Consider the following 12,698-nt stretch of genomic DNA (forward strand, 5'->3'; position numbering starts at 1 on the left):
CGCGTGCGGGGAGAGGAGATCCCGCGCCTCATTCGGCGATGTGTGAATAGGCTAGCCCGCACGGGAGAGGGGTTCCGTCGCGGTTCCCGCGCCGAGACTTGCCTCGGCTGTGCAACATCAAGTGTTACGACGCCGACGAAGTGCGATCGACCGGGAATGCCCGGTCGGCCGGCCTCCGCTAAGACGGACACGGCGGCCCGGCGACCGCGCCGGAGCCGCCCGCCCTCCTCACAGCGCCAGCGCGTCGCGCACGTCCGCCGGCCACTCCGCCACCTCCAGGCCGTGGGTGGCGAACAGCGCCACGGTCAGGCGGTCGATGCCGAAGGCGACGCAGCCCGTGTGGGCCGGCTCGCCGTCCGCGTCGCGCAGGTTCCAGGTCGAGCCGAAATGCTCGCGGTGGTAGTTGAAGCTCATGCAGGCCGTGGCCGGGCCGTCGCCGCGCAGCGGCACCAGCAGCTCGAACTTCAGCGCCTGTTCGAGCTGGTTCATGGCCATGAGCTGGCCCACGCGACCGAAGAACGGGTCGCTCGCCTGGGCCACCTCGTAGACGAGGCCGAGGCGGTCGGCGAGCGCCGTCGCCTTGACGATCCAGCGCTCGCGGAACGCCTGGATCTGCTCAGGCGTGCCGACGCAGACGTATTCCCGCATGCGGAAGGATTGGAGCCGGTCGAGGTCCCGCGAGGGCTCGCGGCGGAAGCAATCGCAGGCGACGTCGAAGCGGTAGCCCTGCGCCGGCACCGCGCCGCGCGCCGCCGCGATCGGGTAGACCGGGTAGCAGGCGGCCGGCGTCAGCACGAGGTCGGCGCTCTCGAGGGCGTCCGTCCAGTCGCCGCCCGCGTAGTGCCGGTCGACGACGCCCCGGATCTCCGCCTCGCTGCCCTCCAGGCAGGAGACGCAGCCGAGCAGGTTCGGGAAGCTCTTGAGATAGCCGTGGGTTTCCAGGTGGCGCCGGCTCATCACGGGCGGGAAGCGGAAGATCTCCGTGCCCTCCTCGCGCTGGCGCGAGATCAGGGCCTGGAGCGCCTCCACTACCGCCTCGTAGCGGCCGGTGCGGGCGTAGACGCCGTCGGCGTTCATCGGCCGGAAGAGGCCGTCGAACAGGGTGTCGAGACTGTGCTCGGCCGGTCGCGCCGGCGTCGTCCTCAGGGGCATGTTCATGGCGTCGGGCCGCTCCGGTTCGGCGTTTCGAGAGGAGTTCGGGGATTCAGTCGCGCAGCGAGGCCGGGACCGTGGACATCAGGCCCGTGGCGGCGAGGTTGGCGGTGATCCGGTCGTTGTGGATCATGATCGGCGCCGAGAGGATGTCGCGCAGCGCCCGCCCGATGCTGAAGGCGCCGTCCTGCCGGTAGCCGGCGAGCCCGCAGGCCCGCATGGAAGAGGACACGGTGGCGAGCGCGAGTTCGGAGGCCTCCACCTTCAGCATCGTCACGGCGGTCTGGACGTCGAGGCTCGCGAGCGCCTTGGCGTCGCCGCGGGCCTGCGCGTAGCGGTCGAGGGCGCCGGCGATCAGCGTGCGCAGCGTGCGCAGCGACGAGGCCGCCTTGCCGTAATGGCTCGCGCCCGGCGGCAATTGCCCGCCCGCGCCGCGCGCCGCCTGCCGGGTGAAGGCCTGGGCGCGCTCCACGGCGCCCGCCGCGATGCCGGCCCAGGCGCTCGACCACAGGATGTGGGAGACCGGCGTCATCGTCTGGGCGTGGATGGCCTGGTAGGGCACGGGCAGCACCTGCGCGGGCAGCCCGCGGGCGCGCAGGCGGAAGCCGAAGCTCGACGTGCCGCGCATGCCCAGCGTCTCCCAGCCGCTCAGCCGCTCCAGCGCGTAATCCTCCTTGAGGAAGACCGCGAGCACTTGGTCCGAGGCCGCCGCGTCGGGAGCGCGGCGCGCGGTGGTCACCACCCCGTCGGCCTCCGCGCCGTAGGAGATCACCGTGGCGGCCCGGTCGAGGGTGATGACGGCCCCGTCGGCGCCGTCCGGCTCGATCGCGGCGGCGCTGGAGCGCACGTTGCCGCCGCCCTGCCCCTCGGTGGTGGAGGAGGCCAGCAGGAGCTGCTCCCGGGCGAGGCGGCGCAGCAGGTCGTCATGCCAGGGCTGCCCGCGCCCGTGGTCGACGAGGCAGGCGACCTTGGTTTGGTGCATGGCGAAGATCATCGCGGTCGACGCGCAGGCGCGGCCGAGCGCGTAGGCGACGTCCGCCACCGCGGCGAGGTCCGCGCCCTCGCCGCCGAACTCGGCCGGCACGAGCAGGCTCATCAGGCGATGCGCCTTGGCGGCCGCGATCGCCTCGGCGGGGAAGTGCGCGTCGCGGTCAACCGCCTCGGCGTGCTCGGCGGCGATGCCCGCCACCACGAGTGCCCGCAGGCCCGGCTCCACCGGGACCGCGACCGCGGAATCGGGCGCCGCATCGACGCCCGCATGCAGATGCTGAATGGTCATGGTCGTCTCGCTCGTTCGATGCTGCTCCCGGCCGTCCGCCCGCTCTGCGGCAGGTCTCCTGCGACGTCCGACTTCCGTTGACGTAAAGCGCAAAGTGCTAAGAGATGATGATCTGAAACATCGAAGTCGAAGCACCGGCCGACGCAAGGTCGCGTCGTGCAAACAATCTTAAGTGTGTTTGGACGGATTCGTCCGGCCGGGCCGGATCGGGCCGCTCGTGCACCGGATGGAAAGGCCGGCGCGGCAGGGTCCGGCCCGACGCGGTGCGCCGCGACCACAGAGAGACGATCATGGCCGACAGCCCCTCCCCCGAGATCACCGCCCGCACCGCCGCCCTGGTCCAGGGCATCCTGGCGCAGAAGGGCATCGACTGCGCGCCCGCGCCCGACACCTTCCTGACCGAAGCGGGCCTGACCTCCCTCGACCTCGTGAACCTGATGCTGGCGATCGAGGCGGAGTTCGACATCACCATCCCGTCGAGCCACCTCAACCCGCAGAGCTTCCGCACCCTCGGCTCGATCGCCGCGATGGTGCAGGCGGTGCGGGACGCCGGCCCGCTGGCAGCCTGAGCGCGCTCCATCGCACGCCTCACCGGTCCGCGGGGGCGGCGAACTGCTCGCGCAGCAGCGCCGCCGCCAGGCCGATCAGCAAGCCGAGCAGGAGACCGCCGGCCACCACCACGCTGCGCGGCACGCCGGTGCGGCTGAGCGGCGTCACCGCCGGCTTGATGACGCGGGCGTTCGTGGTGTCGAGGGTCTGGCGCTCCTGCAGGTCCTTGGCGCGGTTGAGGAAGGATTCGTAGACGCCGCGGTCCGCCGCCGCGGCGCGCTCCAGCTCCCGCAGCTGCACCTGCGCCACGTTGGCGGTGGCGGCCTCGCCCTTGAGCGAGGCGATGCGCCGCTCGATGGTCGCCTCGCTCGCCTTGGCGCGCTCGCTGTCGGAAGCGGCCGCGCGGGCGATACGGTTCAGCTCCTCGTCGAGGCGCTGCCGGGCCGCCCGCACGCGCAGCGCCATCCCGGTATTGGCCGGGTGACGGGGGCCGTAGACCAGCGCGGTCTCGGCCTCGGCGCGCTTGGCCTCGGCCCAGGTGGCGCGCAGGGCCGCGAGGGTGGTCGACTGCACCGCCTCGGTGGTGCCGTCCGGAACGTCGCCGGAGCGCCGCAGGCGCTCAACCTGCTCGAGGCGCGCACCGGTCTCGGCGGTGCGGATACGGGCCAGCGCGAGCTGGTTGGTGAGGTCCGTGAGCTGCTGCTCCGAGACGAGTCGGCCGCTCGCGCCGATCAGGTCGCGGCGCTGGCGGTAGGTCTCGACCGCGGCCTCGCTCCTCTGGAGGCGCGTGCGCAGCTCGCCGAGCCGCGCGTCGAGGGCGACGGTGGCACGGGTGACCGTGTCGACCCGGGTCTGGATCAGTTCGCGCAGGAAGGTCTCGGCGACCCCGTTGGCGACCCGCGCCGACTTCTCGGCATCGCTCGTGGTGGCGCCGACCTCGATCACGAAGGTGCGGTCGGAGCGGCGCACCGTCACGGCCCGCTCCAGCGCCCGCACCGCCCGGGCCTCCGCGGATTCGCCCGTGCCCTTGGCGGGCGGGGCCGGCCAGAGGCGCGCGAGGAGCTGCGACAGCGCGCCCGGCTGCGGCGCGCCGAAATCCTCGTCCTCGGCGAGCCCCTGCGCGCGCACCACGCTCGTCAGCACGCTGGTGGCGCGCACCATCTGCGCCTGACTCTCGCTGATGAGGATCGATTCCTCGCCGTTGCTGGCGTTGGGGTTCAGCTCGTTCTGAAACACCTGGAGATTGCGCGGGTCGAGCAGCACCCGGGCGACCGCCTCGTAGCGGGCGGGCATCATCAGCGCCGCACCCGGCGCCGCCGCGGCGGCGAGCACCACCGGCACCGCGATCCAGCGCCAGCGCCGCCGCAGCGTGCCGAACACACCGCGCAGGTCGATCACCGCGGCCGGCGCGGCCGCCTCGACCCGATGCGGCGGGAACGGCGCCGACACCACGATATGTTCCATCCGACCCATCACGACGCCTCCACGCGGCGCCCGGGGCTCGCTCCGTTCCGGATCGGAAACATGTCCCGCATTGGAACGGAGAGCGCGCCGTCGGGGCACCGCAGGCCCGGAACTGCAAGCGGCGGTCCAGCGGGCGGCGTCCGGATCAGGACAGGATCGCGATCTCCGTCACCGCCTCGTCGGCGCCGAGCATCCCGAAGAAGACGATCCGCTGCGCCGGGGCGAGGTGGCCGAAGGCGGTGGAGTGCACCGCGTCCTCCCCCCGCACGACCGTCGTCCCGAATCCGGACGGCGGCCGGAACCGGCACAGCGCTCCCGACGGATTCGAGACGACGAGGCCGCCCTCCTGGCGGGTGAGGGCGAGGTCGGGAGGCAGGAGGAAGCGGATCTCGACCGGCAGCAGCGGCGCGGCGCCGTCGAGCCGGTCGGCGATGACGAGGCCCGCCGGGCCGCGGGCGAGGCGCCGCTGGTGGCGCACGCCGAAGCGGCGCAGGTAGCCGTCGTGCACGCCCGTGACCGACCAGTCCGGCCCCGGCTCCTCGGCCAGCAGCGCGCCCTGCGCCCGGCTCGTCCAGCTGAACCCCGCCGAGGCCGCGCTCTGCGAGGCGCCCGACACCGCCAGCGTGTTGTGGGCGAGGCTCTCCCGCAGGGCCGTCCGGCGGCCCTGCCCGGAATGGTACAGGAACGTCCCGGCATCGATCAGCACGGGCTGCCCGTCGAGCGTGAGCCAGAGCGCGAGCGCGTCCGCGTGGCCGTGCGCCGCGAGGGTGAGGTAGCCGAGCGGCCCGTGGTCGAACACCGCCTGGACGCGCCGGCCCGCGATGCGCTCGCGGATGGCGGTGTAGCCGCCCGCGCGGAAGACCGTGCGCCCCTCCGGCAGGAGGCCCGCGCCCTCCGGCACCGCGAAGACGGCGTCGCGCAGGTGCGGGTCGCGGGAAGGCGGCAGGAGGTCGCGGCGCCCGGACAGGCCCGCCACCGCGGCGGCCACCGAGGCGGCGTAGCGCGGCTCGCGGTCCGGCGGCTGGCCGAGCACCCGGCCCTCGTCGTCGTCGCCGATCGCCGGCACCCGCCCGTCCTCGTCCATCAGGGCGACCAGGAAGGCGGCGCCGCGCTCCAGGCGCTCGTGCAGGGCCTCGGAGAGCGGCCGGCCGGCCTCCCGCGCCAGCAGGGCGGCCAGGGCCAGCATCTCCAGGGTGAAGCCGTGATAGGTGGGCGACTGCTCGGCCCCGACCCCGTCCGGCAGGATCTGCCGCAGCGCCTCGGCCTCCAGGATGGCGCGGCCCTCCGTCTCCCAGCCGCTCCCCGCCTCCGGCATCAGCAGGCCGGCGACGATCAGGCCCAGGCCCTCCGCGACCCGGTGGTTGTTGGCCGAGGAGTGCAGAGAGGGAAAGGCCGCGAGGTGGTGGGCATGGGCGCCCACGAAGGCGCGCAGGCGCGCGCGGTCCTCCGGGTCCATGCCCTCGGGTCCGGCCGCGGCGGCCAGCAGCAGCACGCTCACGAGCCGCATCGCGAGTTCGATGCCCGAGACCCAGTGCACGCCGCCGTAGGGCGGGTTCGCCTCCATCCAGGCGCGCACCAGCCGCAGGCCGGCGCCGAGCGCGTCCGCCTCCCCGGCCGCCAACGCGGCGGCGAGGGGGTGGAGCACCTGCAGCCGGCTCGGCTCCCAGACGTACTTCACGTCCCCGAGCGTGCCCTCGGGGCCGGGCTGATGCGAGGTCGAGCGCACGTCGACCGCGAAGGAGGAGACCTCGCGGCCGGGCCAGCGCCCGCCGGTGACCGGGTCGTGCAGCCAGAAGCCCGCGCCCTCGCGGGGATCCGCGCGGGGATCCACGAAGGCGGCGGGCGGCCAGTCGCGCCCGAGGAAGCGCAGCCGCCCCTCGTGGGTGCGTGCGAGGCTCTCGCGCACGGCCGGCAGGTCCGCCGCGAGGGCGAGCCGCCGCCGCAGGCCGGAAAAGTCCGGCAGGGGCGAGCGCGCCCGCATGCCCCCGTCCTCCCAGCCCACCGGCCGGCGGCGCCACGCGCGCTTGCGGCGCGCCTCCTCCAGGCGGTGCAGCACCTCGGCGGCCGACATCGCCCGCAGGCGCCCGGCATACCAGCGCAGCCGCGCCAGCCGCGCCCCGATCCGGCCGGCCCTGCCCCTGCGACGGGCCGGGGCGGTCTCAAAATGAACCATGAAACTTCCCGAAATGACCGCGGCGGGTCCGCTCTTCACTCTGCGATCCCAGTATCAGTGCCGGAAAACGACACTTCAAGGCGTCTCTCCGCTGGATTCCATCTTGCTCACATCCGGTCGACCCGGGCGATCGACGCCCGATGGAATGGACCATCCGATGAAGATCCTTTCGGTGTTCGGAACGCGGCCGGAAGCCATCAAGATGGCACCGGTGGTGGCGGCGCTGCAGGCCACGCCGGGCGTGGCCTCGCGGGTCTGCGTCACCGGCCAGCATCGCAGCATGCTGGACAGCGTGCTGTCGACCTTCGCGCTCGCCCCGGACGACGACCTCGACGTGATGCGGCCGGACCAGACCCTGGCGGACGTCTCGGCCCGGGTGATGACCGGCCTCGACCGCATCCTGGCCGACTGGCGGCCCGACTGTGTGCTGGTCCAGGGCGACACCGCCACCAGCACCGCGGCGGCGATGGCGGCCTTCTTCCGGCGCGTGCCGGTCGGCCACGTCGAGGCGGGCCTGCGCACCGGCAACATCGCGAGTCCCTGGCCGGAGGAGGCGAACCGCCGCCTCACCGCCGTCGTCGCCGACCGCCACTACGCCCCGACCGCCCGGGCGCGCGACGCGCTGCTCGCCGAGGGCCACGCTCCGGACCGCATCCTGGTGACCGGCAACACCGGCATCGACGCCCTCCTGCGCATGGCCGAGGTCGTCGGCACGCCCGGGCCCCTCAAGACCGCGCTCGAGGAGCGCTACGCCTGGATCGATCCGGCCACGCGCCTGATCCTGGTGACGGGGCACCGGCGCGAGAGCTTCGGCGACGGCTTCGAGCGGATCTGCGTGGCGCTCAAGGCGCTGGCGCAGCTGCCGGGCGTGCAGGTGGTCTATCCGGTGCATCTCAATCCGAACGTGCGCGAGCCGGTCTTCCGCCATCTCGGATCCGAGCCGGGCATCCGGCTCATCGAGCCCCTCGACTATCCGGATTTCGTCTACCTGATGACCCGCGCCAGTCTGATCCTGACGGATTCGGGCGGGGTGCAGGAGGAGGCGCCGGTCCTGCGCAAGCCCGTGCTGGTGATGCGCGACACCAGCGAGCGCGCGGAGGCGATCGAGGCCGGCGTCGCCCGCCTCGTCGGCACCGATCCCGACGTGATCGTCGGGGAGATCCGCCACCTCCTGTCGGACGCGGGCGCCTACGCGGCGATGGCGAGCGGCGCGAGCCCGTTCGGCGACGGGCACGCGAGCGCCCGCATCGTCGGCGACCTTCTGGGCCGCAGCGCCCTGCCCCTGCCCCTGCGCCGGCCCCGGGCGGCGATCGCCCGCGAGTTCGTCCCCGCCCCGCGCCCGGCGGCGAGCGTCCAGCGCATCGCCTGATCTCATCCCCCTCCCCTTCCCTTCAGAGCGAACCCTCCCATGACCCGCACCCGTCAGACCATCTCGGTGATCGGCCTCGGCTATGTCGGCCTGCCCACCGCCGCCACCTTCGCGTCCCGCGGCCTCCAGGTGATCGGCGTCGACATCCGCCAGGACGCCGTCGACCGCATCCGCAACGGACAGGCGCACTTCATCGAGCCGGACCTCGACATCGTGCTGCGCGCCGTCGTCACCTCCGGGAACCTGCGGGCGACCACGCTGCCCGAGCCCGCCGACGCCTTCCTGATCGCGGTGCCGACCCCGATCCGCGACGACCGCAGCGCCGACCTCTCCGCCGTGAAGGCGGCGCTGGCCTCGATCGCGCCGGTGCTCAAGCGCGGCGACCTCGTCATCATCGAATCGACCTGCCCGGTCGGCACCACCAAGGGCGCCGCCGAGCAGCTGCGGGCGCTGCGCCCCGACCTCACCTTCCCGGACGACGTGCCGGAGGGTTCCGACATCCTCCTCGCCTACAGCCCCGAGCGCATCCTGCCCGGCCAGACCCTGCGCGAGCTGATCGAGAACCCGCGCACCTACGGCGGCCTCGACCACCGCAGCGCGGTGGCGGCCCGCGAGCTCTACAGCGTCTTCGCCACCGGGCCGAACCGGCTCACCACCGCGCCCGCCGCCGAATTGTCGAAGCTCGTCGAGAACGCCTACCGCGACGTCAACGTGGCCTTCGCCAACGAGCTGTCGCTCGTCTGCGACGCGCTCGGCCTCGACGTCTGGTCGGTGATCCGGCTCGCCAACCTGCACCCGCGGGTGAACATCCTGTCGCCGGGCGCGGGCGTCGGCGGCCACTGCATCCCGGTCGATCCCTGGTTCATCCACGAGGCGCTGCCCAACCACACGCCGCTGATCCGCACCGCCCGCGAGGTGAACGACAACAAGCCCCACTTCATCGCCGATCGCGTCGCCACCATCGCGTCGCGCTTCCGCGCGCCGACGATCGCGGTGCTCGGCCTCGCCTACAAGCCGAACGTCGACGACCTGCGCGAGAGCCCGGCGCTGCTGATCGCCCGCCAGCTCGCCGACCGGCAGCTCGGGCGGCTGATGATCGTCGAGCCCCACGTGACGGCGCTGCCGGCGGGCCTCGCGGGCCGCGACGACGTGGTGCTCGCCACCCTCGACGAGGCGGTGGCGCAGGCCGACGTGGTGGCGGTGCTGGTGGCGCACGACCGCTTCCGCGGCCTCGACCGGGGCGCGGTCGCCTCGAAGATCGTGGTGGACGCCGCCGGGCTCTTCTCCCGCGCCGCCGAAGCGGCCTGAGCCCCGGAGAGCCCGATGCGCGTCGAACTCCTCGGCCTTCCGGTCGACATCCTCAGCCACGACGAGACCCTGGCGCGCGCGCGCGCCGCCATGCGGGGCGAGGCCGGGCGCTGCCAGCACGTGGCGCTGAACGTGGCCAAGCTCGTCAACGCCCGCCGCGATCCCGACCTCGACCGCGACATCCGGGAGAGCGACCTCGTGGGCATCGACGGGGCGGGCATCTCCCTCGCCCTGCGCCTCCAGGGCCACGGCCGGGTCGAGCGGGTGGCCGGCATCGACCTGTTCGAGAGCCTGATCGCGCTCTGCGCCCGCGAGGGCCTGCGGCCCTACCTGCTCGGCGCCAAGCCCGACGTGGTGGCGGATGCCGGCCGGGCGCTGGCGCGCCGCCATCCCGGCCTCGTGCTGGCGGGCGCCCACCACGGCTACTTCCGGCCCGACCAGGAGGACGCGATCTGCCGCGGGATCGCCGAGAGCGGCGCCCATTGCCTGTTCGTGGCGCTGCCGACGCCGCAGAAGGAGCGGTTCATGCGCCGCCACCGGGACAGGCTCGGCGTGCCCTTCGTGATGGGGGTTGGGGGCTCGTTCGACGTGGTGGCGGGCCGCGTCCAGCGCGCGCCGGTCCTCGTCCAGCGGCTGGGCGCCGAGTGGTTCTACCGCCTCGCCCAGGAGCCGCGCCGGCTCGCGGGCCGCTACCTGCGCACCAACGCCGTCTTCGCCGGCCTCCTCGCCGGCGAGGCGCTGCGCCGCCTCGCGCCCGAGCGCTTCGGGCCGGCCTCCCGCACCCGGAGCTGAGCCATGGAGCGCGCCGCCTACATCCTCTACTTCGTGGCGAACCTCGCGCCCAAGGCGCTGATGTTCGCCCTCCTGGTGATCCTGACCCGCCTGATGCCGATGGCGGAGTACGGGCTGTTCGTGCTCGTGCTGACCACGGCCGAGATCTTCGACATGGCGCTCGGCAACTGGGTGCGGGTGTTCGCGCTGCGCAGCGAAGGCGCGGGCGGCCGGGTGCGCCCGCACCGGCTCGGCCGGCTCGTGGTGCTCACGATCGGCATGACGGGCGTGTCCCTGACGCTGGCGGTGCTGAGCGGGCTCCTGCGCCACGAGCAGGGCGTGCCCTTCGCGCTGGCGGTGGCCTCCTACCTCCTCGCCTTCGCGCCGCTGCGCCTCGCCCTGATCCTGCTGCAGATCCGGCGGATGCACCAAGCCTACGCGCTGGTGGAATCGCTGCGGGCGGGCGGCACGCTCGCCGCCGCCACGGGCGCGACCCTGCTCGTCGGGCCGGCCTTCCTGCCCGCGACGCTCGGGCTCGCCGGCGCGACCCTGATTGCGGGCCTCGTCGGCCTCGCGCTCGCGCTGCGCGGCACCGCCCGGCCGCGCCTCGCGCGCACCGGCTACGGGGCCGCGATAGCCTTCGGCCTGCCGATCATGATCGCGAGCCTGCTCGGCTACACGATCGGCTCGGTCGACCGCTACATCGTGGACGCCCTGATGGGACCGCACGCGGTGGCGGTGCTGGCCGCCGCCTACTCGCTCGCCCGCCAGCCCATCGACCTCTTCCTCGGGCCGCTCAACGCCTACGCCTTCCCGCACCTCGTGCGGGTCTACGAGCAGGAGGGGGTGGCCGCGGCCGGGACCGCGCAGGCGGGCCTGCTCACCACCGTGATGGCGGTCGGCGGCGCGATCACGGCCGGCCTCGTCGTCCTCGCCTGCCCGCTCCTCACGGTGGTGCTGCCCGAGGATTACCGGGCCGAGGGCGCCCTGCTCATGCCCTGGCTGGCGGTGGGCTCGCTGTTTCTGACCACGAAGTTCTTCATCTTCGACAACGCCTTCCACCTCTCGAAGCGCACCTGGCTGCAGCCCCTCACCATGCTGCCCTCGGCCATCGTCGGGGTGGTGCTGTGCACGCTCCTGGTGCCGCGGCTCGGCATCGTCGGGGCGGGCCTCGCCTACGCCACCGCCTGCGCCACCGCCTGCCTGACGACGGCGCTCCTCACCGCCCGGATCGTGCCGATCCCGATGCCCTGGGGCGGCCTGGCACGGATCGCGGGCGCCAACCTCTGCGCCAGCCTCGCCCTCGTCACGGCCCGCAACCTGCTCTGGCCCTACGGGCCGATGCCGGTGCTGATCGGCAGCACGCTCGCCTTCGTGGTGGTGTACGCGGCCGGCCTGAGCCTGCTCGGCCTCTCGATCCAGCGGGTGATGCAGACGCCCTGGGCGCCGCTGGCGCCGGTCCCCGCCCCGGCGGTGCCGGTCCTGACGCCCGCGGTCACGAAGCCCTGACCGCCCCGGCGGCGGCCGCGTCCAGCAGGGCGAGGTAGTCGCCGACCACGCGCCGGGTGGCGAAGCGGGCCGCCCGGGCGCGGCGCGGCCCCGGATCGCCCGGCGCGTCGAGCGCCCGGGCGAGCGCCGCCGCGAGGGCCTCGGCGTCGCCCACCGGCATCAGGGCGCCGTGGCGGCCGTCCTCGAGGATCTCGCGCGGGCCGCCGCAATCGGTCGCGACGACCGGCAGGCCGGAGGCGAGCGCCTCCACCACCACGTTGCCGAACCCCTCGCTCAGCGACGAGAGGGCGAAGACCCGGGCCTGCGCGTAGCTCTCCCAGGGCGAGGGCCGGTAGCCGGGCAGCGCGACGCGATCGGCGATGCCGAGCTCCTGCGCGAGCGCCTGGAGGGCGGGACGCTCCGGCCCCTCGCCCAGGATCACGAGGCGCGCGGGCGCGGGCAGGCGGGCGACCGCTCGCAGCAGCGTCGCGAAATCCTTCTCGCGGGCGAGGCGCCCGGCCGAGAGGATCACGGGCGCGCGGGCGCGCAGCTCCGCCTCGCTCGCGGCCGGGTGCGCCTCCTCGACCGGGATGGCGTTGGGGATCGCGACCACGCGCGCGGCCGCGCCCCGCCACTCCTCCACGAGATGCCGCACGAGGCTCTGCGAGACGCACACCGTCGCGGCGGCGCGCCGCGTGAGGAGCGGCGCCAGCGCGAAGGCCGCGAGGCCGAGGCGCCCGCGCCCGACATCCGAGCGCCCGTGGTAGGACAGCGCGATCGGCACGCGGGTGCGCGGAGCCCGTGCGCGGGCCAGGGCCTGCGCGGCCGCGAGCTTGAGGTTCGCCGCCCCGCCCACCGCCAGCACCACGTCGGCGCAGTCCGACGCGAGATGGCGCGCGAGCGCCCGCACCGAGGCCACGTGCGAGCGGCCGAGCGGCGTCACCGCGACCGCTGGGTCGAGGAAGTCCCGGTTCTCCGCGGCCAGGAAATCGACGAACAGGCGCACCTCCCGGCCCTCGGCCCGGAATCCCGAGGCCAGGACGGCGGCGGCGCGCTCCGCCCCGCCGCCGACGAGGGCCGGGACGTAGACGGCGATGCGGGCGGGGGCTCGGTCCGGCACGGGGGTTCTCCGGTGGCACAGGTTC

At 74.2% G+C, this 12,698-nt stretch carries 10 protein-coding genes; 5 read left to right on the plus strand and 5 right to left on the minus strand.

Translation table 11 applies throughout. From position 1 onward, the window contains the following. Positions 1–228 precede the first annotated feature (228 nt). Together ACKUB9_RS26945 and ACKUB9_RS26950 are read right to left on the minus strand one after the other, a co-directional pair. A complete protein-coding gene (locus ACKUB9_RS26945) occupies positions 229–1,158 on the minus strand; it encodes an amino acid--[acyl-carrier-protein] ligase (protein ID WP_407524050.1) in 930 nt (309 codons plus the stop codon). A 46-nt stretch (positions 1,159–1,204) separates the two neighbouring features. Next, on the minus strand, positions 1,205–2,431 hold the full coding sequence (locus tag ACKUB9_RS26950) for an acyl-CoA dehydrogenase family protein (protein ID WP_407524052.1): 1,227 nt from the start codon (positions 2,429–2,431) through the stop codon (positions 1,205–1,207). A 290-nt stretch (positions 2,432–2,721) separates the two neighbouring features. Here ACKUB9_RS26950 and ACKUB9_RS26955 point away from each other — a divergent pair, with 290 nt between their 5' ends. Further along, positions 2,722–3,000 (plus strand): phosphopantetheine-binding protein, encoded by a 279-nt coding sequence (locus tag ACKUB9_RS26955; protein WP_407524054.1) that lies wholly within the window; start codon positions 2,722–2,724, stop codon positions 2,998–3,000. A gap of 19 nt (positions 3,001–3,019) precedes the next feature. On the opposite strand, the gene ACKUB9_RS26960 is transcribed toward ACKUB9_RS26955, so the two are convergent. Both ACKUB9_RS26960 and ACKUB9_RS26965 read right to left on the minus strand, forming a co-directional pair. Further along, a complete protein-coding gene (locus tag ACKUB9_RS26960; protein ID WP_410823539.1) occupies positions 3,020–4,444 on the minus strand; it encodes a GumC family protein in 1,425 nt (474 codons plus the stop codon). Between the two features lie 145 nt (positions 4,445–4,589). Further along, positions 4,590–6,617, minus strand: a complete 2,028-nt coding sequence (locus tag ACKUB9_RS26965) for a heparinase II/III domain-containing protein (protein WP_407524058.1) — start codon at positions 6,615–6,617, stop codon at positions 4,590–4,592. A 157-nt stretch (positions 6,618–6,774) separates the two neighbouring features. On the opposite strand from ACKUB9_RS26965, the gene wecB reads away from it, so the two are divergent. Genes wecB through ACKUB9_RS26985 form a run of 4 tightly spaced genes read left to right on the plus strand, consistent with a single transcriptional unit; the run spans position 6,775 to position 11,574 of the window. Then, positions 6,775–7,986, plus strand: a complete 1,212-nt coding sequence (gene wecB, locus ACKUB9_RS26970; RefSeq protein WP_407524060.1) for a non-hydrolyzing UDP-N-acetylglucosamine 2-epimerase — start codon at positions 6,775–6,777, stop codon at positions 7,984–7,986. A 39-nt stretch (positions 7,987–8,025) separates the two neighbouring features. Further along, positions 8,026–9,294 carry a UDP-N-acetyl-D-mannosamine dehydrogenase gene (gene wecC, locus ACKUB9_RS26975; RefSeq protein WP_407524062.1) on the plus strand — a complete coding sequence of 423 codons (1,269 nt, stop codon included), beginning with the start codon at positions 8,026–8,028 and terminating at the stop codon, positions 9,292–9,294. A 15-nt stretch (positions 9,295–9,309) separates the two neighbouring features. Continuing rightward, positions 9,310–10,086: a WecB/TagA/CpsF family glycosyltransferase gene (locus ACKUB9_RS26980; RefSeq protein WP_407524064.1), complete on the plus strand. Its 777-nt coding sequence runs from the start codon at positions 9,310–9,312 to the stop codon at positions 10,084–10,086. 3 nt (positions 10,087–10,089) lie between these two features. Continuing rightward, positions 10,090–11,574 (plus strand): lipopolysaccharide biosynthesis protein, encoded by a 1,485-nt coding sequence (locus tag ACKUB9_RS26985; RefSeq protein ID WP_407524066.1) that lies wholly within the window; start codon positions 10,090–10,092, stop codon positions 11,572–11,574. Here ACKUB9_RS26985 and ACKUB9_RS26990 read toward each other — a convergent pair. Further along, positions 11,561–12,673: a glycosyltransferase gene (locus ACKUB9_RS26990; RefSeq protein WP_407524068.1), complete on the minus strand. Its 1,113-nt coding sequence runs from the start codon at positions 12,671–12,673 to the stop codon at positions 11,561–11,563. The two genes, ACKUB9_RS26985 and ACKUB9_RS26990, sit on opposite strands and share 14 nt — an antisense overlap. Positions 12,674–12,698: the final 25 nt, after the last annotated feature.

Origin of the sequence: Methylobacterium oryzisoli, from assembly GCF_046557895.1 — a bacterium.
Classification (GTDB): Bacteria; Pseudomonadota; Alphaproteobacteria; order Rhizobiales; family Beijerinckiaceae; genus Methylobacterium; species Methylobacterium oryzisoli.

Excerpts from the sequence above, each read along its gene's own strand:
- wecB (WP_407524060.1), top strand. The coding sequence starts at position 6,775 with ATGAAGATCCTTTCGGTGTTCGGAACGCGGCCGGAAGCCATCAAGATG.
- ACKUB9_RS26985 (WP_407524066.1), top strand. The coding sequence starts at position 10,090 with ATGGAGCGCGCCGCCTACATCCTCTACTTCGTGGCGAACCTCGCGCCC.
- ACKUB9_RS26980 (WP_407524064.1), top strand. The coding sequence starts at position 9,310 with ATGCGCGTCGAACTCCTCGGCCTTCCGGTCGACATCCTCAGCCACGAC.
- ACKUB9_RS26945 (WP_407524050.1), bottom strand. The coding sequence starts at position 1,158 with ATGAACATGCCCCTGAGGACGACGCCGGCGCGACCGGCCGAGCACAGT.
- ACKUB9_RS26965 (WP_407524058.1), bottom strand. The coding sequence starts at position 6,617 with ATGGTTCATTTTGAGACCGCCCCGGCCCGTCGCAGGGGCAGGGCCGGC.
- wecC (WP_407524062.1), top strand. The coding sequence starts at position 8,026 with ATGACCCGCACCCGTCAGACCATCTCGGTGATCGGCCTCGGCTATGTC.
- ACKUB9_RS26960 (WP_410823539.1), bottom strand. The coding sequence starts at position 4,444 with ATGGAACATATCGTGGTGTCGGCGCCGTTCCCGCCGCATCGGGTCGAG.
- ACKUB9_RS26955 (WP_407524054.1), top strand. The coding sequence starts at position 2,722 with ATGGCCGACAGCCCCTCCCCCGAGATCACCGCCCGCACCGCCGCCCTG.
- ACKUB9_RS26950 (WP_407524052.1), bottom strand. The coding sequence starts at position 2,431 with ATGACCATTCAGCATCTGCATGCGGGCGTCGATGCGGCGCCCGATTCC.